Source organism: Pyxidicoccus sp. MSG2, assembly GCF_026626705.1.
In the GTDB taxonomy this organism is placed as follows: Bacteria; Myxococcota; Myxococcia; order Myxococcales; family Myxococcaceae; genus Myxococcus.
Window position 1 is genome coordinate 186,075 of sequence record NZ_JAPNKC010000001.1, and the last position, 19,883, is coordinate 205,957.

The window sequence follows — 19,883 nt, forward strand, 5'->3', positions numbered from 1 at the left end:
ACTGCAACGTCCAGCAGCGGCTTACTTCGAGTAGAGCTCGACGATCAGCTGCTCCTGGATGGGCATGGTCAGGTCCTCGCGGTTCGGCGCGGTCGACACGGTGCCCTTGAACGCCTTCTTGTCCAGGGAGATCCACTGCGGAACGCCACGGCGGTCCACCGTCTCCAGCGCCTCGGAGATGCGGAGCACCTTGCGGCTCTTCTCCACCACCTCCACCGCGCTGCCCGGCTTGACCGAGAAGGAGGGGATGTTGACCTTGCGGCCATTCACCTGGAAGTGGCCGTGGCGCACCAGCTGGCGGGCCTCGGCGCGGGTGTCCGCGAAGCCCATGCGGAACACCACGTTGTCCAGGCGGAGCTCCAGCTGCTGCAGGAGATTCTCACCCGTCTTGCCCTTGGCGGCGGACGCGCGGTGGTAGTAGCCGCGGAACTGGTTCTCCAGCAGGCCGTACATGCGCTTGACCTTCTGCTTCTCGCGCAGCTGCACGCCGTAGCCAGAGAACTTCACGCGGCCCTGGCCGTGCTGGCCGGGGGGATAGGGGCGGCGCTCGATGGCGCACTTGTCCGTGTAGCAACGGTCGCCCTTGAGGTACATCTTGAGGTTTTCGCGCCGGCAGATGCGGCAGGCGCTGGCGGTGTAACGAGCCATTGAGAGGTCCTTGAAGGTGTTCTGGAGCCGCCCTCACGCCGCGAGGCGCGAAGGCGGCCCGACGAAGGGTTTAGACGCGGCGACGCTTGGGCTGACGGCACCCGTTGTGCGGGATGGGCGTCACGTCGCGGATGAGGTTGATCTTCAGGCCGGCGGCGGCCAGCGCGCGCAGCGCCGACTCGCGGCCCGCGCCCGGGCCCTTCACGAACACGGACACGTTCTTCAGGCCGTGCTCCATCGCCTTCGCCGCGGCGTCGCCGGCGGCCACCTGGGCGGCGAACGGCGTGGACTTGCGGCTTCCCTTGAAGCCACGCGCCCCGGCCGAGGACCAGGAGATCACGTTCCCGGACACGTCCGTGATCGTGATGATGGTGTTGTTGAACGTGGACTGGATGTGGACCACGCCGTTGAGGATGTTCTTCTTGCCCTTGCGCTTGGCCTTCTTCGCGGCAGGGGCCTCGGCACCCTCGGCGCCCGCGGGCGCCGCAGCCGAAGTATTGGTCTCGTCAGCCATGTGCGTTGCTGCTCCTGAAAGGTGATCGACGTGGGCCCCCTGGAGGGCCCACGCTGAGGGTTAGCGAGCCGGAGCGGCCGGCTTGGCCCGGACGATGCCGCGCTTCGGACCCTTGCGGGTACGCGCGTTGGTGTGGGTGCGCTGGCCGCGAACGGGCAGGCCCTTGCGGTGACGGAGACCCCGGTAGCAGCCCAGGTCCATCAGACGCTTGATGTTCATGGTGACCTCGCGACGCAGGTCACCCTCCACCTTGTAGCTGGCCTCGATGATCTCGCGGATCTTGCGGGCCTGCTCCTCGGTGAGGTCCTTGGTCCGGGTGGTGGGATCGATGCCCGCCGCCTCGATGATGTCTTGCGCGGACTTGTTGCCGATCCCGTAGATGTACTGGAGCGAGATCACTGCACGCTTGTTGGGCGGCAGATCGATGCCGGCGATACGAGCCATCTTCGGTATTCCTTCGTGGGTGGAGTTGGTCTGAAGCCAACGGCCGTCTGGCCGTTAGCCCTGGCGCTGCTTGTGACGGGGGTTCGAAGCGCAGATGACACGCACGATACCCTTGCGACGAACGACCTTGCACTTGTCGCAGATCTTCTTGACGGACGCCCGTACCTTCATGGGAGCGAACTTCCTTCCTCAGCTAAAGAAAAGCCCAGCGGGCCACCCGCCATTCCCGGCGGGCAAGGCCCTTCTACTTCGCCCGGTACGTGATCCGACCGCGCGTCAGGTCGTACGGAGACAGCTCGACCTTCACCTTGTCACCCGGGAGGATGCGGATGAAGTGCATCCTCATCTTGCCCGAAATGTGCGCGAGCACCTTGTGGCCGTTGTCCAGCACCACGCGGAACATCGCGTTCGGGAGGGGCTCCATTACGGTCCCCTCGACTTCGATGGAATCATCCTTCGGCAAGCGGCAGACTCTCTTCCCGGACCACGAACCTCTTGGAAGCGCGGCGGGATAGCACTTTGGTCCGCAAGTGGCAAGCGCCGCGCGCAGCAAAACTCGGATTCCTACCAACCCCCCATAACACCAGGGTATTTCACCCGCAGTCGGAGCGACCTCAAATGCTCCGGGTGAGCACCTCGGGGCCGTGGTCCGTGATGAGGACCGTGTGCTCGAAGTGCGCGGACAGCTTTCCGTCGGCCGTGACGGCCGTCCACTCGTCTTCCAGGATCTCCACCTCGTCGGTGCCCTGGTTGACCATGGGCTCGACCGCCAGGACCATCCCCGCCCGAAGCTTCATGCCCCCACCCGCCTGGCCATGATTCGGAACCTGCGGGTGCTCATGCAGCTTGCGCCCGATTCCGTGCCCCGTGAAGCCCCGCGCCACCGAGTACCCCCGTGCCTCGACATGGCGCTGCACCGCATGCCCGATATCCCCCAGGTGGTTGCCCGGTTTCATCGCCTGGATGGCCTTGTGGAGCGACTCCCGGGTGGTGTCCACCAGGGCCCGGGCCGCCGAGCTCACCTTCCCCACCGGCACCGTCCTCGCCGAGTCCCCGAAGAAGCCCCGGTACACCACCCCGAAGTCGAGCTTCATCAGGTCGCCCTCCGCCAGCTTCCGCGTCCGGCTGGGGATGCCGTGGACCACCTCCTCGTTGATGGAGGCACACAGCACACATGGGAAGCCGAGGTACCCCTTGAACGCCGGCCTGGCCCCCTTCCGGGCCGTGAGCTCCGCGGCCAGGGCGTCCAGCTCCCAGGTGGTGACGCCGGGCGCCACGGCCTTCTCGAGCGCGTCCAGGATTTCGCACACGATGCGCCCCGCCTGGCGCATGAGGGCAATCTCCTCCGGGCTCTTGATGCCGACCTGGCTCATTCACGTGTCCCGGGCCCGGCAGGGCCTCCTGGGAACGGGTGGGCAGCGGAGAGAGGCGCCGCAAGAGCCCCCTCCCCGCCCGCCCGGCCTCCGCTCAGCCCTTGCCCGCGGCGGCCTTGATTTCCTCGTAGATGCCTTCCGGCGAGCCCACGCCGTCCACGCTCTTGAGGACGCCCTTCTTCGCGTAGAAGGCCTTCAGCGGGGCCGTCTCCGCGTCGTACTTCTGCAGGCGCTTCTCAATCACGTCCGGCATGTCGTCGGGGCGCTGGACCAGCCCCGCGTTGCACTTGTCGCAGTAGCCCGCCCGCTTCGGGGGGCTCTGGTAGACGTGGTAGACGCTGCCGTCATTGGGACACACGCGCCGCCCGGAGCCCCGCTCCACCAGCTTGGCGTGCGGCACCTCGAGCGAGATGACCGCGTCGAGCTGCTTGCCCAGGCGCGCCAGCATCCGGTCCAGCGCCTCCGCCTGGCCCGGCGTGCGCGGGAAGCCATCCAGCACGAAGCCGCTGGCCACGTCCGGCTGCTTCAAGCGCTCCTCGACGATGCCGATGACGACATCGTCGGGCACGTACTGCCCCGCGGCCATCAGCGGCCCCGCGACCTTCCCCAGCTCCGTCCCATCCGCCACCGCCTTGCGGAGGATGTCACCGGTGGAGATCTGCGGGATGTGGAAGTCCCCATACAGCTTCTTCGCCTGGGTTCCCTTCCCCGCGTTCGGCGGCCCCAACAGGATCAGGTTCATGTGCTCCTCTCAGCTCCGAAGGAAGGCACGGAAGTCGTCGGCCACAAACCTCCGAGGGCCCCCCGTGTGCACCACCGAATACCCCTGAACGACATTACCCTGGAACGACGAGGCGCCCCTCCCCGCGACGGGAAGAGGCGCCCGGAACTTACGCCCTGAGACTCAGGCCGCCGCGCGCACCCGGCCGCGGATCCGCGGACCGCGGGGGCCCGCGAAGCCCTCGTAGTTGCGGCTGATGAGGTGACCCTCGATCTGCTGCACCGTGTCCAGCGCCACGCCCACGACGATGAGCAGCGCCGTGCCACCGAAGGTGAACTGCACCCCCAGCAGGCCGCTGATGACGGACGGAATCACGCAGATGACGGCCAGGTAGAGCGCGCCACCAAAGGTGAGCCGGTTGAGCACGCGCTCGATGAACTCCGCCGTCTGGCGACCCGGACGGATGCCGGGAATGTAGCCACCCTGCTTCTTGATGTTGTCCGCGACGTCATCCGGCCGGAACGTCAGCGCCGTGTAGAAGTACGCGAAGAAGATGACCAGGAGGACGAACAGCCCGTTGTAGATCCACAGGTTGCCTTCGATGGCGCGCTGGAAGTCCTGGAGGAACGGGAACCAGGTGCCCAGCGTGGCCGGGAAGGACAGCACCGCGCCGGCGAAGATGGGCGGAATCACGCCGGAGGTGTTCACCTTCATGGGGAAGTACGTGGCCTGCCCCGCGAACATCCGCCGTCCCGCCATTCGCTTGGCGTACTGGATGGGAATGCGCCGCATGCCGCGCTCGACGTAGACCACCACCCCGATGATGAGGAGCATGAAGGCCAGCAGCCCCAGCACCTCGGCCACCGCGATGACCTCCTGGCTCGTCAGGTCCAGCAGCGTCTTTCCACCGGGGACCAGGCGGGCCACGATGCCGGCGAAGATGATGAGGGAGATTCCATTGCCGATGCCGCGCTCGGTGATGCGCTCACCCAGCCACATGATGAAGGCCGTGCCCGCCGTCAGGCTGATGACCGTCATGAAGGTGAACCAGGCGCTGTCGTCCGGGACGACGACCTGGTTGAACCCGCTCTGTCCGCCGTCGGAGCGCCCGAGCGACGCCAGCCACCGGGAGATGCCGATGCCCTGGATGACGGACAGGACGATGGTGCCGTAGCGGGTGTACTGGTTGATCTTCTGGCGCCCGCCGGCGCCCTCCTTCTGGAGCCGCTCGAGGCTGGGCACCACCACCGCCAGGAGCTGCATGATGATGGAGGCGCTGACGTACGGCATGATGCCCAGACCGAAGATGGACATCTGCTCCAGCGCGCCGCCGGAGAAGAGGTTGAACAGCGACACGAGGCCACCCGACTGCTTCTGGGCCTCCATGAACGCGTTCATCGCTGCGCGGTCCACGCCCGGCGTGTTGATGAAGATGCCGATGCGATAGACGGCGAGCAGCAAGAGCGTATACGCGAGCCGGCTGCGCAGCTCCGCGATACGGAAGACGTTGGCGAAGGCGTTGAAAGCCACGGGGTAGCCATCCTCTTCGAGAGGGTTCTGCCAGGACGACAAAACGCCCCTGTTCCACGAGCGGGAAAGGGGCGCAGAAGCCTACACAAGCGAAAAGGCGCGCACCACCGACAAGTGATGCGCGCCGGACACGCTCAGGCCTTGGGCTGCCGGGGCGCCTTGACGCCCTTGCCAGAGTGCGCCTTGGCGGCCGCCTCCGGCTTGTGGGCCATCAGCGGCAGCTCCTCGACGGCGCCGCCCGCCTGCTGGACGGCGGACTTCGCCGCCTCGGAGGCCTTGTGGACCCGGACGGTGACCTTCTTGGTCAGCCCGCCCTGGGCCAGCAACTTCACGCCGTGGTAGCGGCCCTTGACCAGGCCCACCTTCTTCAGCGCGGCCTCGTCCACCGTGGCGCCAGCGTCGAAGTGCTGCTCGACGTCCGCCAGGTTCACCACCGCGTACACGGTGCGGTTGGGCGAGTTGAAGCCGAACTTCGGCAGGCGGCGCTGGAGGGGGCTCTGGCCGCCCTCGAAGCCCTCGAACCGCATGTTGCCGGAGCGGGCCTTCTGGCCCTTGCCACCACGGCCGGCCGTCTTGCCCAGACCGCTACCCTGGCCGCGGCCCACGCGCTTCTTGCGGTGCCACGAGCGAGGCGGACGCTTCAGATTGTTCAGAGTGCTCATCGTCTCAATCCTCTCGTGACTCAGGCCTTGCCCTGCTTGGCCTGATACGCGCGGGCGCGCTCCTTCAGAGCGACCTTGCGCGGCTTGCGACGCTTGGGAGCCGGAGCCTCACCGGAGACAGTCTCCAGCGTGACCAGGTGCTTCACCTTGAACACCATGCCGCGAACGGACGGGGTGTCCTTCAGGATGCGCTCCTCGCCGAACTTCTTCAGGCCCAGCCCACGGATGGTCTCCAGCATCTCGCCAGAGGACCCCGAAAAGCTCTTCACCAGCTTGACCTTGAGCGCCATGTTTAGGTCCTCTGCTCGCCGGCGAGCTTCGTCGCCTCGACGTCCTTGCCACGCAGACGGGACACCTGCTCCGCGCTGCGCAGCATCTTCAGGCCGGCCACCGTGGCCTTCAGCACGTTGTGCGGGTTCCGCGAGCCCTGGCTCTTGGTCAGGATGTTGCGGATGCCCGCCGCCTCCAGCACCGCGCGAACCGCGCCGCCGGCGATGACGCCCGTACCCTGGCTGGCCGGCTTCAGGAGCACCCACCCGGCGCCGAAGTGCCCGAGCACCTCGTGCGGGATGGTGTGACCCATCAGCGGAACCCGGAACAGGTTCTTCTTCGCGTTCTCGCCACCCTTGCGGATGGCCTCGGGGACCTCGTTGGCCTTGCCCAGGCCGACGCCCACGTGCCCGGCGCCGTCCCCCACCACCACGAGGGCGGCGAACGAGAAACGACGGCCGCCCTTCACGACCTTGGCCACGCGGTTGATGTTCACCACGCGGTCGGTGAGGTCCAGATCGTTCGGATTGATCGGAGTTGCCACTTGGGGGATTCCTTTCGAATTCTTAGAACTTCAGCCCGGCCTCGCGCGCGGCGTCGGCCACGGCGGCGATGCGCCCGTGATAGGGGAAGCCGTTGCGGTCGAACACCACCGCCTCGACGTTGGCGGCCTTGCACTTCTGCGCAATCAGGGTGCCCACGCGCTTCGCGTCCGCCTTCTTGTCGCCCTCGTCCTGACCCTTCAGGTCCTTGGACAGCGACGAAGCAAACGCGAGGGTGCGGCCCGTGGTGTCGTCCACCACCTGGGCGTAGATGTGCTTGAGGCTCTTGTAGACGGTGAGCCGCGGCCGCTCTGTCGTGCCCGACAGCTTCTTGCGGATGCGGTTCTTCCTCTTGAGGCGCTGTTCGATCTTCGATGCCATGGCTGCTTCCTTTTCCGTCCGGTGGCGATGCGGCCTTCCGCCGCCGGATGATGCCGCCAGGCCCAGCGGGCCCGGCGGGGTTTGGAACACTCAGGACAGACGGGACGACTAGGTCGTTCCGGTCTTGCCCTCCTTACGGCGGATGCGCTCCTCGGAGTACTTGATGCCCTTGCCCTTATAGGGCTCGGGCGGGCGCAGCGAGCGGATGTTCACCGCCGTGGCCCCCAGTACTTCCTTGTCCGCGGAGCGCAGCGTCAGCCCCACGGTGGGGAGGCTGTCCTCGGTACGCGACGCCTTGTCGACCTCGGCCGTCACGCCCTCCGGCAGGTTGAACACCACCGGGTGCGAGTAACCCAGGGCGAAGTGGATGGCCTTGCCCTTCACCTCGGCGCGGAAACCGACGCCGCGGATGTCCAGCTTCTTCTCGAAGCCCGTGGACACGCCCTTGGCGGCGTTCGCGAGGATGGTGCGCGTCAGGCCGTGCAGGCTGCGGGCCTCGCGAGAGTCGTCCTCGCGCTGCACCGTCACCTGGCCGTCCTTGACCTCCACCTTGACCCGGGCGGGCAGCTTCACGGACAGCTTGCCCTTGGGGCCCTCGAAGTTCACCTGCTGGCCGGCGACGGTGGCCTTCGTCTTGTCGCCGAGCTTGATTGCCAGTTTTCCAATCCGACTCATGATTGCCTCGGTCCTGTATGCCCGGGGGGCGCTCCCTCACGGGGCGCCACACCTGGGCTGCTGGCTAGTAGACGGTGCAGAGCAGCTCGCCGCCGACCTTCTGCTTGCGGGCCTCGGTGTCCACCATGATGCCGCGCGAGGTGGAGAGGACGGAGATGCCCAGGCCACCCAGCACCTGCGGAATCTCACGCGAATTCACGTAGCGGCGCAGACCCGGCTTCGACACGCGGCGGATGCCGGTGATGGCGGGCGCACGGTCCGGGCCGTACTTCAGCTGAACGGTGATCTCGTTCTGGGGCTTGAGCTCGTGAACGGTGAACTCACCGATGTAGCCCTCGTCCTTGAGGACCTTGATGATCTCGAGCTTGAGCTTCGAGTGGGGAATGACGACCTTGTCGTGCCGCGCACGCGAGGCGTTGCGCAGGCGGGTCAGCATGTCGCCGACGGGATCATTGACCGGCATGGGATACCTTCCGAGGCAGGGCCCCTTCCCGGGCACCCCGCGTTCGCAACCGCCACGCCTGCCGGGCCCATCCCGGGGGTTCGAGGCGACTGCCACTTCCGTACAGCGGAACTTCCAGGGCGTGCTCCTTCCGGAGCACGTCCAGGGCGCCTATCAAGCCCTCACGAGCCCGCCAGGCGCCCTGCCCTTCCGGCTACCAGGACGACTTGGTGACGCCGGTGATTTCGCCGCGCAGCGCGCGGTTGCGCAGGCAGATACGGCACATCTTGAACTTGCGCAGGAACGCACGGGGCCGACCGCACAGCGGGCAGCGGTTGTACTGGCGCACGGCGAACTTCGGCTTGCGCTTTGCCTGGGCAATCTTGGAGAGCTTGGCCATTGTCTTCGGGTCCTTGGCTCGAGGGCTACTGGCGGAACGGCATGCCGAAGTGACGCATCAGCGCCAGCCCCTGCTCATCGTTCGCGGCCGTGGTGACGAAGCTGATGTTGAGCCCCTTCACCTTCTCGATCTGGTCGTAGTTGATTTCGGGGAAGATGATCTGCTCGCGGATGCCGAGCGTGTAGTTGCCATTCCCGTCGAAAGCCTTGGGGGACACGCCCTTGAAGTCACGCACGCGCGGCAGCGCCACGGTGATGAGGCGGTCCATGAACTCGTACATGCGCTCGCCACGCAGCGTCACGGCGGTGCCGATGGCCTGGCCCTGGCGCAGCTTGAAGTTCGCGATGGACTTGCGGGCGCGCGTGACGATCGGCTTCTGGCCGGTGATCGCCGCGAGCTGATCCACCGCCGACTCCAGGATCTTGTTGTTGGCGAGCGCCTCGCCCAGACCCATGTTGACGACGATCTTCTCAAGGCGGGGAACCTGCATCGGGTTCTTGAGGTTCAGCTCCTTCATCAGGGCGGGCACGCCCTCCTTGAAGAAGCGGACCTTCATGCGGGCCGGCTTGGACTCGAGGCCTTCCTCGATGTTCGCCGCGAAGCCAACCTTCTTGGCCTCTTCCTTCTTGCCCCGCTTCGCCTTCTTTTCCTTCTGCTCGGGCTTCTTCTCGTCAGCCATCGTCCTGTCCTCTGCTTCGGAGCGCCGTCGTGGACCCAGCGCGCCCGATCAGTCCTTCGTATGGAACCTGGAAACACCGCGAGGGCCCCCGATGCTCCACGGGCCCTCCATGCCTGCACGCCCACCTATCCTCCCACCCGGGAGGGCGAAGGGCGCGCATACATGCACCAACGCGGCTACCTAGTCAATCAGGGCGTCGCAGTTCTTGCAGAACCGCTTCTTCTTCCCGTCCTCACCCTCGGTGCGGAAGCCCACTCGCGTCGGCTTGTCGCACTTGGCACACACCACCTGGACATTCGCCAGGGCGATGGTGCCGGGCTTCTCGACGATTCCGCCCTCCGGGCTCTGCGGCGTCTTCTTCATGTGCCGCTTCACCAGGCGCAGCCCTTCGACCGTCACGCGCTCTGCCTCGCGATCGATCTTCAGGATCTTGCCGCGCTTGGTCGCCGGGTTCTTCTCGGAGGCCTCGGCCCCGGCCATGACCTGGACCGTGTCACCCACCTTCAGCTTCTGCATGGCTTCCTCTCTCTGGCTGCTCGCCGTCCGGCCTGCTGTCCTTAGAGGACTTCGGGCGCCAGCGAGATGATCTTCATGAACTTGCGGGCGCGGAGCTCACGGGCCACCGGCCCGAAGATGCGCGTACCAATGGGCTCCATGTCCTTGTTGATGAGGACGGCGGAGTTGCCATCGAACTTGATGTAGCTGCCGTCGGCCCGACCCACCTCGCGCTTGGTGCGGACGATGACGGCCTTGGCCACGTCACCCTTCTTCACCTTCGAGTTGGGCAGCGCCTCGCGGATGGACACGACGATGACATCGCCGATGGACGCGTACTTGCGCTTCGAGCCGCCGAGCACCTTGATGCAAAACACCTTCTTCGCGCCCGAGTTGTCGGCAACGTCGAGCACGCTGGTCATCTGAATCATCTGGAAGTCTCCTTGTCGCCGGGTGCGTGCTAGACGTTCTTGCTCTTCTCCAGCACCTCGACCACGCGCCAGCGCTTGTCCTTCGACGCGGGCTTGGTCTCGGCGATCCGGACCCGATCACCCTCGTTGATGGTGACCTTCTTGGGGTAGTCGTGGTCCTCCACGTGCGCCTTGTACTTCTCGCGCAGGCTCATGATCTTCCCGTACTTCGGGTGGGGAGCCCGACGCTGGACGGTGACGACCACCGTCTTCTGCATCTTGTTGGAGGTGACGATACCCACGCGCGTCTTGGGACGGCCGCGGGTGGAGGTCTCGGGAGCGGGCGTCTCGGTCGCTTCAGCCATCTTCAGTCTCACTGTCTCTCATGCACCCGGGCCTTCAGGGCCCGGATGGCCGCGCGCGCTCCTACCACAGAGCGCGCTTGGAGGTTTGACTTCTCAGCCCTGCTTCGCCGCCTTGACCTTCTGGGTCATGACGGTCAGCACGCGGGCCAGGTCGCGGCGGTGCTGGGTGCGCTCGGACGGGCTGTCCAGCGAGCCCGTACGCCGCTTCAGCTGGTCCTGGAACAGCGTGTCGCGCAACTCGGTCGCGCGCCGCTGCAGGTCCTCCGCGGACAGTTCCTTCAGTTCCTTCGCAGTCGCCATTGCAATCTCCACATGCGAGCGGGAGCCGGCCGCGAGACCGGCACCCGCCGCTGTATGCCTAGAGGCTCAGGTCCGCACGGGTCACGATCTTCGTGAGCACCGGCAGCTTGGCCTGCGCCAGCTTCAGCGCCCCGGTGGCCACCTCGCGCGTCATACCCTCCATCTCGTAGAGGATACGGCCGGGCTTCACCACCGCGACGTAGTACTCCACGCCACCCTTACCGGTACCCATACGGGTCTCGGCGGGCTTCTTGGTGATGGGCTTGTCCGGGAAGATACGGATCCAGATCTTGCCGCCGCGCTTCACGTGGCGGGTCATCGCGATACGGGCCGCCTCGATCTGCCGGGAGGTGATCCACCCCGGCTGGAGGCTCACGAGACCGTACTCACCGTAGGTCATGTCGCTACCACGGTGAGCAGCGCCCGGGGTGCGGCCCTTGTGCATCTTGCGGTATTTGGTACGAGCAGGCTGAAGCATCGTCGCTGTCCTTGGTCGCCCTGCTCCGGACGGCCCTCACGGGCAGTCCGGCGCGGGTGGGCTGATTACCGGTTGGAGGGCATGGGGGCCTGGCCACCCTTGCCGGGGAGGACCTCGCCCTTGCAGACCCAGACCTTGCAGCCGATCTTGCCGTAGGTCGTCTTGGCCTCGGCGAAGCCGTAGTCGATGTCCGCGCGCAGGGTGTGCAGGGGCACGCGACCCTCGCGGTACCACTCGTAGCGCGCCATCTCCGCGCCACCGAGGCGGCCCGAGCAGGCCACGCGAATGCCCTTGGCGCCGAACTTCATCGCCGTCTGCAGGGCCTTCTTCATGGCGCGGCGGAACGCGATGCGGCGCTCGAGCTGCGTGGCAATGTTCTCCGCCACGAGCTGGGCGTCGGTCTCCGCCTTGCGGACCTCGACGATGTTGAGGAAGACCTCGTTCTTCGTGAACTGCTGGAGGTCCTTCTTCACCGTCTCGATGCCCGCGCCGCGCTTGCCGATGACGATACCCGGACGCGCGGTGTGGACGTTGACCTTCACCTTGTTGGCGGCGCGCTCGATCTCCACCTTGGACACGCCCGCGTGGTTCAGCGACTTCTTCACGAACTCGCGGATGCGGATGTCCTCATGGAGCCACTGAGCGTAGTTCTTGTGCTCGAACCACTTGGAGTCCCAGGTCTTGATGACGCCGAGCCGGAACCCGATCGGATGAACTTTCTGTCCCAACGTGAATCTCCTTGAACGTTCCGGGCGGGGCCCGACGGGTCCTACTTCTTCTTCGCCTCGGCCAGCACCACGTGAACGTGGGCCGTCTTCTTCTTGATCGGGGTGGCCCGACCCATGGCGCGCGGCATGAACCGGCGCTGGGTGGGACCCTGGTCCACGGAGATGGTCTTCACGTAGAGCGTGTCCACGTCGACCTGCCCCTTGGACTTGTCCGTCGCGTTGGCCACGGCGCTCTTGATGAGCGTCTCCACCGGCTTGGCCGCGGCGCGCTTGGTGAACTTCAGGATGTTGAGGGCCGCCTCGACAGGCTTGCCCCGGATGAGCGCCGCAACGGTGGAAATCTTGCGGGGGCTCATGCGCAGGAAACGCAGATGTGCAGTCGACTCCATGGTCTTCTCCTCAGGCTCTCAGGCAATGCGCCAGGCTACTTGCCCGGGGCCTTGGCGACCTTCTTCTCCGCCGAGTGACCACCGAACGTACGGGTCGGGGCGAACTCGCCGAGCTTGTGGCCCACCATGTTCTCCGTGACGAACACCGGGATGAACTTCTTCCCGTTGTGCACCGCGAAGGTGTGGCCCACGAACTCCGGAAGAATGGTGGAGCGCCGCGACCACGTCTTTACGACGGTCTTCTTGTTCGTCTTGATCATGTCCTCGATCTTCTTCACGAGGAAATCGTCGACGAACGGACCCTTCTTGATCGAACGAGCCATGACTTGCGATCCTCTTACTGGCTGCGCGCGCCCTGGCGGCGGCCGCTCACGATGAACTTGTCAGTGCGCTTGTTGGTGCGCGTGGTGAGGCCCTTGGTCTTCTTGCCCCACGGAGACACCGGGTGCGGGTTACCCTGACCGGACTTACCCTCACCACCGCCGTGCGGGTGGTCGACGGGGTTCATCGCCAGACCGCGGACGGTGGGACGGATGCCCAGCCAGCGGCTCTTGCCCGCCTTGCCGATGCGGATGATCTCGTGCTCGATGTTGCCCACCTGGCCCACGGTGGCGCGGCACTCGATGAGGACCTTGCGGACGGTGCCGGAAGGCATGCGGACCTGCGCGTAGCGGTCCTCCTTCGCCATCAGCTGGCCGGACGTCCCGGCGGAGCGGATGACCTGGGCGCCACGGCCCGGCTTCAGCTCCACGTTGTGGATGATGGTACCCACCGGGATGTTCTGCAGCGGAAGGCTGTTGCCCGGACGGATGTCCGCCGTATCGCCGGCGAACACCGTGTCACCCACGCTCAGACCCACCGGAGCGAGAATGTAGCGCTTCTCGCCGTCCGCGTAGTGCAGCAGCGCGATGTTGGCGGTGCGGTTCGGGTCGTACTCCACCGCGGCGACCTTGGCCGGCACGCCGTCCTTGTCGCGACGCTTGAAGTCGATGATGCGGTAGCGGCGCTTGTGGCCACCGCCCTGGTGACGACGGGTGATGTGACCGTGGACGTTGCGGCCACCGGAGCGCTTGAGGGGCGCGGTGAGGCTCTTCTCCGGCGAGTCCTTGGTGATGTCCGCGAAGTCGGACACCGTCATCAGACGGCGGGCGGCGCTAGTCGGCTTGTACTTCTTGATGCCCATGGTGTGTTCCTCGCAGGCAGGCTCGACGCCGTAGCGTCAGGCCGCCCCTCCCTCGAAGAGCTCGATCGAGTCGCCCTGCTTCAGGGTGACGACCGCCTTCTTGAAGTTGGGCCGCTTGCCGATGCTCCGGCCCACCCGCTTGACCTTGCCGCGGACGACGTTGGTACGAACGCCCTCGACGGTGACCTTGAAGAGCGTCTCCACCGCGCGGGCCACGTCGTGCTTGGTGGCCTTGCGGTCGACGATGAACGAGTACTGCCGGAACTTCTCGCGGGCCTTGTCCAGCTTCTCGGTGATGAGCGGGCCCTTGATGACGTCGTTCAGATTCATGACAGCGCCCCCTCGAGGGTCTTCGCGGCCGCGGAGGTGAGGACGATGTGCGAGTGCCGCAGGACGGCCTCGAGGTTGAGACCCTCGGGAGGCAGCACGTCGAACTTCGCCAGGTTGCGCACGCTGCGGTGCAGGTTGGTGTTGCCCTTGTCGTCAATCACCAGCGCGTTCTGCAGCTTCAGGCGCTTGGTGAGGACCTCGAAGGCCTGCTTGCTCTTCGGCGCGTCCAGGGAGAAGCCGCTCAGGATGATGAGCGTCTTCTCGCGGGCCCGCAGGGACAGAGCGGACTTCAGGGCACCGCGGCGCACCTTGCGGGGCGGGCGGTAGAAGTAGTCGCGAGCCTTGGGAGCCATCGCCTTGCCGCCGCCCACCCAGTGGGAAGCGCGGATGGAGCCCTGGCGGGCGCGGCCGGTGCCCTTCTGCTTCCAGGGCTTCTTGCCGCCGCCGCTGACCAGCGAGGTGTTCTTCACCCCCACCGTGCCGCGACGCCGGTTGATCTGCTGCATCTTCGCCACCTCGTAAAAGAGGTGGGTGTTCGGCTCGGCGCCAAACACGTCGTCGGAGAGCTCGATCTCCGACACCTTCTTCAAATCCAGGTCGACAACGTCAAACTTCGCCATGGCACTTTCCTCGCGGGGTCGGAGTGAAACCACTCGAACGCCCACCCGCTTCCTAGGACTTGATCTCGACGTCAACGCCGGCCGACAGATCCAGCTTCATGAGCGCATCCAACGTCTGCTGCGTGGGCTCGAGGATGTCGAGCAGGCGCTTGTGAGTGCGGATCTCGAACTGCTCGCGGCTCTTCTTGTCCACGTGCGGAGACCGCAGCACGGTGAACTTGTTGATGCGCGTCGGCAGGGGGATCGGACCGGCTACCTTCGCGCCCGTGCGCTTGGCCGTCTCGACGATCTCCCCAGCACTCTGGTCCAGGAGCTTCGAGTCGTACGCCTTCAACCGGATGCGGATCTTCTGTGTCGCCATTCGCAAGAACCTCTTAGAACGAGCCCTGCCTGTGCCTCGGGCGGCGTTACGACTTACGTCCCCTGGATTTCACAGAGCCGTTTCTTCGGAACGAAGGGGCGCGGTGATTACCATCCCGCGCCGGGGGTATGCAACTGGATTTCCTCCGGCTCCCTGAAAATTCCCACCCATGGGGTCTCAGGGAGCCGGTGGAGGGCTTCTACTCGATGATTTCGGCCACCACGCCGGCGCCCACGGTACGACCGCCCTCACGGACGGCGAACCGGAGCTCCTTCTCCATGGCCACCGGGGTGATGAGCTCCACCTCGATGGCGATGTTGTCGCCCGGCATCACCATTTCCACGTTGTCCGGCAGCTTCACCGTGCCCGTCACGTCCGTGGTGCGGAAGTAGAACTGGGGACGGTAGCCCTTGAAGAACGGGGTGTGACGACCACCCTCCTCCTTCGAGAGGACGTAGATCTGCGCCTTGAACTTGGTGTGCGGGGTGATGCTGCCCGGCTTGGCCAGCACCTGGCCGCGCTCCAGGTCCTCACGCTTCAGGCCGCGCACCAGCGCGCCGATGTTGTCGCCCGCCATGCCCTCATCGAGCAGCTTGCGGAACATCTCCACGCCCGTCACCACCGTCTTCTGCGTGGGGCGCAGGCCGACGACTTCGACTTCCTCGCCGACCTTCACCTTGCCGCGCTCGACGCGGCCGGTGGCCACCGTGCCACGACCGGCGATGGAGAAGACGTCTTCCACCGGCATCAGGAAGGGCTTGTCGGTGGCGCGCTGCGGGGTGGGGATGTAGCTGTCCACCGCCTCCATCAGCTTCAGGATGGCAGGCTCGCCGATGTCGCTGGTGTCACCCTCCAGCGCCTTGAGGGCCGAACCGGGGACGATGGGGATGGTGTCGCCGGGGAACTCGTACTTCTTGAGCAGGTCCCGGACTTCCATCTCCACGAGCTCGCGCAGCTCGGGGTCGTCCAGCATGTCCACCTTGTTCAGGAAGACGACGATGTAGGGCACGCCGACCTGGCGGGCCAGGAGGATGTGCTCACGCGTCTGGGGCATCGGGCCGTCCGCGGCCGAAACCACCAGGATGGCGCCGTCCATCTGCGCCGCGCCGGTAATCATGTTCTTGACGTAGTCGGCGTGGCCCGGACAGTCGACGTGGGCGTAGTGCCGGTTCTTCGTCTGGTACTCCACGTGCGCGGTGGAGATGGTGATACCGCGCTCACGCTCCTCCGGCGCCTTGTCGATCTGGTCGTACGCCATGAACGTGGCGCCGCCCGTCTTCGCCAGCACCTTGGTGATGGCGGCCGTCAGCGACGTCTTGCCGTGGTCCACGTGTCCGATCGTGCCGATGTTCACGTGGGGCTTGTTACGCTCGAACTTCTCCTTGGCCATGACCTCTCCTCGCGGGGCTGCCGGTCAATGGACCCGGCGCGCGTCTCAATCTCGGAATTCAACTGCGAAGGTGCTGCGTCCTGCTCCAATCGTGCCGCAACGTCAACTGAAATCGCCCGGCGAGCACTCCGCCAGGCGTACCGCGGTCACCGGTTGAGCGCCGTCTTCGGCGCGGGCGCGTAGTGACTGAACTGCATGGTGTAGGTCGCCCTTCCCTGGCTGCGGCTGCGCAGGTCGGTCGAGTAGCCAAACATGGCGGCCAGGGGCACCTGCGCCTGGATGGCCTGCACCCGACCGGGCCGGGGCACCATCCCCAGCACCTTTCCGCGGCGGCCGTTCAGGTCGCCGATGACGTCGCCCATGAAGTCCTCGGGCGTGACGATCTCGCAGCTCATGATGGGCTCGAGGAGCACGGGCGTGGCGTTGCGCACGGCATCCCTGAAGGCCAGGGAGCCGGCGATCTTGAAGGCCATCTCGCTGGAGTCCACGTCGTGCATGGAGCCGTCGTAGGCCTCCACCTTGACGTCGACCATGGGGTAGCCCGCCACCGGCCCGTTCTGCATGGACTCGGCGACGCCCTCGCGCACCGCGTCCACGAACTCCTTCGTCACCGCGCCGCCCGTCACCTTGTTCTCGAAGGCGAAGCCCTTGCCGGGCTCGTTGGGCATGACGCGCAGCCAGATGTGGCCGTACTGGCCGCGGCCGCCCGTCTGGCGGATGTACTTCCCCTCCGCCTGCGTCTGGCTGGTGATGGTCTCCCGGTACGCCACCTGCGGCTTGCCGATGTTCGCGTCGACCTTGAACTCGCGCAGGAGCCGGTCGACGATGATTTCCAGGTGCAGCTCGCCCATGCCGGCGATGATGGTCTGCCCCGTCTCCTCGTTCGTCTTCACGCGGAACGACGGGTCCTCCATCGCCAGGCGCTGCAGCGACTGGATGATCTTGTCCTGGTCCGCCGTCGACTTCGGCTCGATCGCGATGTCGATGACCGGCTCGGGGAACTCCATCCGCTCCAGGATGATGGGCTGCTTGTCGTCGCAGAGCGTGTCGCCGGTGCTGGCCAGCTTCAGGCCCACCACCGCGCAGATGTCGCCGGCGAAGCACTCGGTGAGCTCGTCCTTCTTGTCCGCGCGCATCTGCACCAGGCGGCTGACGCGCTCGCGCTTGCCCTTCACCGAGTTCCACACCGCCGTGCCCGCCTCGAGCCGTCCCGAGTAGACACGGAGGAACGTCAGCGTCTGCGACTGGAACGCGGGGTCGTTCATGATCTTGAACGCCAGCGCGCTGAAGGGTGCGTCGTCCTTCGTCTCGCGGATGGCGTCCTCGCCCTTGGGCGTCTTGCCATGCACGGGCGGGATTTCCAGCGGGCTGGGCAGGTAGTCCACCACCGCGTCCAGCAGCGGCTGCACGCCCTTGTGACGGAACGCCGAGCCGCAGAACACGGGGAACAGCTTCAGCCCCACGCAGCCCTTGCGGATGGCGCCGCGAATCTCCTCCTCGGTCAGCTCCTGGCCCTCGAGGAACTTCTCCGTCAGCGCGTCGTCCTGCTCGGCCGCGGCCTCGAGCAGCTCGCCGCGGGCCGCTTCGGCCGCCTCGCGGAACTCCTCGGGGATGTCCACCTCGTCGTAGCGGCTGCCCTGCTCCGAGTCGTGGAACACCAGCGCCTTCATCTTCAGCAGGTCGATGACGCCGCGGAGCTTGTCCTCGGTGCCCAGCGGCAGCTGCATGCGCACCGCGCGCGCGCCGAGCTTGTCCTTGATGGTGCCCACGGACATCTCGAAGTCCGCGCCCACCCGGTCCATCTTGTTGATGAAGCAGATGCGGGGGACCTTGTACTTGTCCGCCTGGCGCCACACCGTCTCGGACTGCGGCTCCACGCCATTCACGCCGTCGAACACGGCGACGGCGCCGTCGAGCACGCGCAGGGAGCGCTCCACCTCGATGGTGAAGTCCACGTGTCCCGGCGTGTCGATGATGTTGACGCGGTAGCGCTGGTCGTTCCGGGTCCAGAAGGCGGTAATCGCGGCGGACGTGATGGTGATGCCGCGTTCGCGCTCCTGCACCATCCAGTCGGTGGTGGTGTTCCCCTCGTGCACCTCGCCCATCCGGTGGATGGCGCCGGTGTAGAAGAGGATCCGCTCGGTGGTCGTCGTCTTGCCGGCATCGATGTGCGCCATGATGCCGATGTTGCGGTAGCGCTCGAGGGGATGCTCACGGGCCATGACTCAATACCTCTCCAAAAAGCGGGACGGGCCTCCACGCCGCGTCACCCACCGACCGGACGATTTCAGAGAACCTGCTGCGCCATCTAACAAAACCGCCCGGATGCAGCATCTGCATCCGGGCGGCAACCGCGAAGCCTCGAGGGCCTACCAGCGGTAGTGAGCGAAGGCCTTGTTGGCCTCGGCCATCTTGTGCGTGTCTTCACGCTTCTTCACCGCGTTGCCGCGGTTGTTGGCGGCGTCCATGATCTCGCCGGCCAGCTTCTCCTGCATGGTCTTCTCGCCACGCGCCTTGGCGTAGCTGATGATCCACCGCATGCCGAGGGCGACGCGGCGATCCTGACGGACCTCGACGGGCACCTGGTAGGTGGCGCCACCGACGCGGCGGCTCTTCACCTCGAGCACCGGCTTGACGTTGTCGAGGGCCTTCTTGAACGTCTTGAGGGGGTCTTCCTTCGCGCGCTCCTCGATGAGGGCAAAGGCGCCGTAGCACACGCCCTCGGCGATGGACTTCTTCCCCTTCCGCATCAGGTCGTTGACGAACTTGGTGACCAGGCGGTCCTGGAACTTCGGATCCGGCAGAATCTTGCGCTTGGCGACTACGCGACGACGAGGCATCTCTACTCTCTTCCCTTACGCCCCACTCCCACTTGGAGAGCAATCAACGGGGCTTCATGAGCTGCTGCGAGGAACTTCCCACGGACGCTCCCCAGGGTGTGGGGCGAGACGTCCGAAAACACTGCGAGACGAAGGTGGTCCGCGTGACGAGCGATCAGCTCGGACGCTTGGCTCCGTACTTGGAGCGGCTCTGCTTGCGACCCGCGACGCCCACGGAGTCCAGCGTTCCACGGATGATGTGGTAGCGGACGCCCGGGAGGTCCTTCACACGGCCACCGCGGATCATGACCACCGAGTGCTCCTGGAGGTTGTGACCCACGCCGGGGATGTAGGACGTGACCTCGATCCCGTTGGTCAGACGAACACGGGCCACCTTGCGGAGGGCCGAGTTCGGCTTCTTCGGGGTCGTGGTGTACACGCGCGTGCAGACGCCACGCTTCTGGGGGGACTCCTTGAGCGCGGGGCTCTTGCCCTTGATGACAAGCTTCTCGCGGCCCTTGCGAACCAGCTGGCTGATGGTCGGCAACTGATACCTCTTCTTCGGGGTTGGCCACCGCCAGACACACCAGGCGGCGCATATCTACCTACAGGACTACGGAAAGGGCCGCGAGTATAGGGAGGGACCCCTCCGTGTCAAGCACGGCCTGGACCCTGCCTATGAACCGGCAGGGCCCCGGAGGTCCATTCCCCGTCGCCCGAAGCGACGAAGCACG

32 protein-coding genes are annotated in these 19,883 nt (G+C 66.0%); all 32 read right to left on the bottom strand.

Annotated features, from left to right (window positions below; all coding sequences use genetic code 11):
* Nucleotides 1-21 precede the first annotated feature (21 nt).
* Nucleotides 22-648: a 30S ribosomal protein S4 gene (gene rpsD / locus OV427_RS00720; protein ID WP_163989288.1), complete on the bottom strand. Its 627-nt coding sequence runs from the start codon at nt 646-648 to the stop codon at nt 22-24.
* Nucleotides 649-718: 70 nt separating this feature from the next.
* The gene (gene rpsK, locus OV427_RS00725; protein ID WP_267854196.1) at nt 719-1,162 is read right to left on the bottom strand and encodes a 30S ribosomal protein S11; all 444 of its coding nucleotides are present in this window, start codon (nt 1,160-1,162) and stop codon (nt 719-721) included.
* Between the two features lie 60 nt (nt 1,163-1,222).
* Complete coding sequence (rpsM, locus tag OV427_RS00730) at nt 1,223-1,606, bottom strand: 30S ribosomal protein S13 (RefSeq protein WP_163989292.1); 384 nt, start codon at nt 1,604-1,606, stop codon at nt 1,223-1,225.
* A 54-nt stretch (nt 1,607-1,660) separates the two neighbouring features.
* A complete protein-coding gene (gene rpmJ, locus OV427_RS00735; RefSeq protein WP_002633586.1) occupies nt 1,661-1,777 on the bottom strand; it encodes a 50S ribosomal protein L36 in 117 nt (38 codons plus the stop codon).
* Nucleotides 1,778-1,850: 73 nt separating this feature from the next.
* On the bottom strand, nt 1,851-2,069 hold the full coding sequence (gene infA, locus OV427_RS00740) for a translation initiation factor IF-1 (RefSeq protein ID WP_002614803.1): 219 nt from the start codon (nt 2,067-2,069) through the stop codon (nt 1,851-1,853).
* Nucleotides 2,070-2,220: 151 nt separating this feature from the next.
* Nucleotides 2,221-2,979, bottom strand: a complete 759-nt coding sequence (map, locus tag OV427_RS00745) for a type I methionyl aminopeptidase (RefSeq protein ID WP_267854197.1) — start codon at nt 2,977-2,979, stop codon at nt 2,221-2,223.
* A 94-nt stretch (nt 2,980-3,073) separates the two neighbouring features.
* Nucleotides 3,074-3,721 (bottom strand): adenylate kinase, encoded by a 648-nt coding sequence (locus OV427_RS00750; RefSeq protein WP_267854198.1) that lies wholly within the window; start codon nt 3,719-3,721, stop codon nt 3,074-3,076.
* A gap of 162 nt (nt 3,722-3,883) precedes the next feature.
* The gene (gene secY / locus OV427_RS00755; RefSeq protein WP_267854199.1) at nt 3,884-5,230 is read right to left on the bottom strand and encodes a preprotein translocase subunit SecY; all 1,347 of its coding nucleotides are present in this window, start codon (nt 5,228-5,230) and stop codon (nt 3,884-3,886) included.
* Between the two features lie 134 nt (nt 5,231-5,364).
* Nucleotides 5,365-5,892, bottom strand: coding sequence for a 50S ribosomal protein L15 (rplO, locus tag OV427_RS00760; protein WP_267854200.1), 528 nt, complete (start codon nt 5,890-5,892; stop codon nt 5,365-5,367).
* Nucleotides 5,893-5,912: 20 nt separating this feature from the next.
* Nucleotides 5,913-6,182 carry a 50S ribosomal protein L30 gene (gene rpmD / locus OV427_RS00765; protein WP_163989302.1) on the bottom strand — a complete coding sequence of 90 codons (270 nt, stop codon included), beginning with the start codon at nt 6,180-6,182 and terminating at the stop codon, nt 5,913-5,915.
* Between the two features lie 2 nt (nt 6,183-6,184).
* Entirely contained in the window at nt 6,185-6,706 is a 522-nt protein-coding gene (gene rpsE / locus OV427_RS00770) for a 30S ribosomal protein S5 (RefSeq protein WP_163989304.1), read from the bottom strand.
* A 22-nt stretch (nt 6,707-6,728) separates the two neighbouring features.
* Nucleotides 6,729-7,085 carry a 50S ribosomal protein L18 gene (gene rplR / locus OV427_RS00775; protein ID WP_267854201.1) on the bottom strand — a complete coding sequence of 119 codons (357 nt, stop codon included), beginning with the start codon at nt 7,083-7,085 and terminating at the stop codon, nt 6,729-6,731.
* 108 nt (nt 7,086-7,193) lie between these two features.
* A complete protein-coding gene (gene rplF, locus OV427_RS00780; RefSeq protein WP_267854202.1) occupies nt 7,194-7,760 on the bottom strand; it encodes a 50S ribosomal protein L6 in 567 nt (188 codons plus the stop codon).
* Nucleotides 7,761-7,824: 64 nt separating this feature from the next.
* Nucleotides 7,825-8,223 carry a 30S ribosomal protein S8 gene (gene rpsH / locus OV427_RS00785; RefSeq protein ID WP_163989310.1) on the bottom strand — a complete coding sequence of 133 codons (399 nt, stop codon included), beginning with the start codon at nt 8,221-8,223 and terminating at the stop codon, nt 7,825-7,827.
* A 193-nt stretch (nt 8,224-8,416) separates the two neighbouring features.
* Nucleotides 8,417-8,602: a type Z 30S ribosomal protein S14 gene (locus OV427_RS00790; RefSeq protein ID WP_015350175.1), complete on the bottom strand. Its 186-nt coding sequence runs from the start codon at nt 8,600-8,602 to the stop codon at nt 8,417-8,419.
* Between the two features lie 25 nt (nt 8,603-8,627).
* Complete coding sequence (rplE, locus tag OV427_RS00795; RefSeq protein ID WP_267863336.1) at nt 8,628-9,158, bottom strand: 50S ribosomal protein L5; 531 nt, start codon at nt 9,156-9,158, stop codon at nt 8,628-8,630.
* Nucleotides 9,159-9,461: 303 nt separating this feature from the next.
* Nucleotides 9,462-9,797, bottom strand: coding sequence for a 50S ribosomal protein L24 (gene rplX / locus OV427_RS00800; protein WP_163989314.1), 336 nt, complete (start codon nt 9,795-9,797; stop codon nt 9,462-9,464).
* Nucleotides 9,798-9,838: 41 nt separating this feature from the next.
* The gene (rplN, locus tag OV427_RS00805) at nt 9,839-10,207 is read right to left on the bottom strand and encodes a 50S ribosomal protein L14 (RefSeq protein WP_120210006.1); all 369 of its coding nucleotides are present in this window, start codon (nt 10,205-10,207) and stop codon (nt 9,839-9,841) included.
* A 29-nt stretch (nt 10,208-10,236) separates the two neighbouring features.
* Nucleotides 10,237-10,551, bottom strand: coding sequence for a 30S ribosomal protein S17 (rpsQ, locus tag OV427_RS00810; RefSeq protein WP_267854203.1), 315 nt, complete (start codon nt 10,549-10,551; stop codon nt 10,237-10,239).
* Between the two features lie 93 nt (nt 10,552-10,644).
* Complete coding sequence (rpmC, locus tag OV427_RS00815; protein ID WP_267854204.1) at nt 10,645-10,863, bottom strand: 50S ribosomal protein L29; 219 nt, start codon at nt 10,861-10,863, stop codon at nt 10,645-10,647.
* Nucleotides 10,864-10,909: 46 nt separating this feature from the next.
* Nucleotides 10,910-11,329 carry a 50S ribosomal protein L16 gene (gene rplP / locus OV427_RS00820; RefSeq protein ID WP_163989320.1) on the bottom strand — a complete coding sequence of 140 codons (420 nt, stop codon included), beginning with the start codon at nt 11,327-11,329 and terminating at the stop codon, nt 10,910-10,912.
* Between the two features lie 65 nt (nt 11,330-11,394).
* Nucleotides 11,395-12,057: a 30S ribosomal protein S3 gene (gene rpsC / locus OV427_RS00825; protein ID WP_002633602.1), complete on the bottom strand. Its 663-nt coding sequence runs from the start codon at nt 12,055-12,057 to the stop codon at nt 11,395-11,397.
* A gap of 41 nt (nt 12,058-12,098) precedes the next feature.
* The gene (gene rplV, locus OV427_RS00830) at nt 12,099-12,446 is read right to left on the bottom strand and encodes a 50S ribosomal protein L22 (RefSeq protein ID WP_163989322.1); all 348 of its coding nucleotides are present in this window, start codon (nt 12,444-12,446) and stop codon (nt 12,099-12,101) included.
* 35 nt (nt 12,447-12,481) lie between these two features.
* Nucleotides 12,482-12,769 carry a 30S ribosomal protein S19 gene (rpsS, locus tag OV427_RS00835; RefSeq protein WP_046714300.1) on the bottom strand — a complete coding sequence of 96 codons (288 nt, stop codon included), beginning with the start codon at nt 12,767-12,769 and terminating at the stop codon, nt 12,482-12,484.
* Between the two features lie 14 nt (nt 12,770-12,783).
* Nucleotides 12,784-13,629 (bottom strand): 50S ribosomal protein L2, encoded by an 846-nt coding sequence (gene rplB / locus OV427_RS00840; RefSeq protein ID WP_267854205.1) that lies wholly within the window; start codon nt 13,627-13,629, stop codon nt 12,784-12,786.
* 36 nt (nt 13,630-13,665) lie between these two features.
* Nucleotides 13,666-13,959 carry a 50S ribosomal protein L23 gene (locus OV427_RS00845; RefSeq protein WP_267854206.1) on the bottom strand — a complete coding sequence of 98 codons (294 nt, stop codon included), beginning with the start codon at nt 13,957-13,959 and terminating at the stop codon, nt 13,666-13,668.
* Nucleotides 13,956-14,579: a 50S ribosomal protein L4 gene (gene rplD, locus OV427_RS00850; RefSeq protein ID WP_163989328.1), complete on the bottom strand. Its 624-nt coding sequence runs from the start codon at nt 14,577-14,579 to the stop codon at nt 13,956-13,958. Before rplD ends, OV427_RS00845 begins: the two co-directional genes overlap by 4 nt.
* Nucleotides 14,580-14,631: 52 nt before the next feature.
* Complete coding sequence (gene rpsJ / locus OV427_RS00855; protein WP_002633608.1) at nt 14,632-14,940, bottom strand: 30S ribosomal protein S10; 309 nt, start codon at nt 14,938-14,940, stop codon at nt 14,632-14,634.
* 199 nt (nt 14,941-15,139) lie between these two features.
* Entirely contained in the window at nt 15,140-16,330 is a 1,191-nt protein-coding gene (tuf, locus tag OV427_RS00860) for an elongation factor Tu (RefSeq protein WP_267854207.1), read from the bottom strand.
* A gap of 146 nt (nt 16,331-16,476) precedes the next feature.
* Nucleotides 16,477-18,552, bottom strand: coding sequence for an elongation factor G (gene fusA / locus OV427_RS00865; protein WP_267854208.1), 2,076 nt, complete (start codon nt 18,550-18,552; stop codon nt 16,477-16,479).
* Between the two features lie 147 nt (nt 18,553-18,699).
* On the bottom strand, nt 18,700-19,170 hold the full coding sequence (gene rpsG, locus OV427_RS00870) for a 30S ribosomal protein S7 (protein ID WP_044191600.1): 471 nt from the start codon (nt 19,168-19,170) through the stop codon (nt 18,700-18,702).
* A gap of 154 nt (nt 19,171-19,324) precedes the next feature.
* Entirely contained in the window at nt 19,325-19,696 is a 372-nt protein-coding gene (rpsL, locus tag OV427_RS00875) for a 30S ribosomal protein S12 (protein WP_164016133.1), read from the bottom strand.
* Nucleotides 19,697-19,883: the final 187 nt, after the last annotated feature.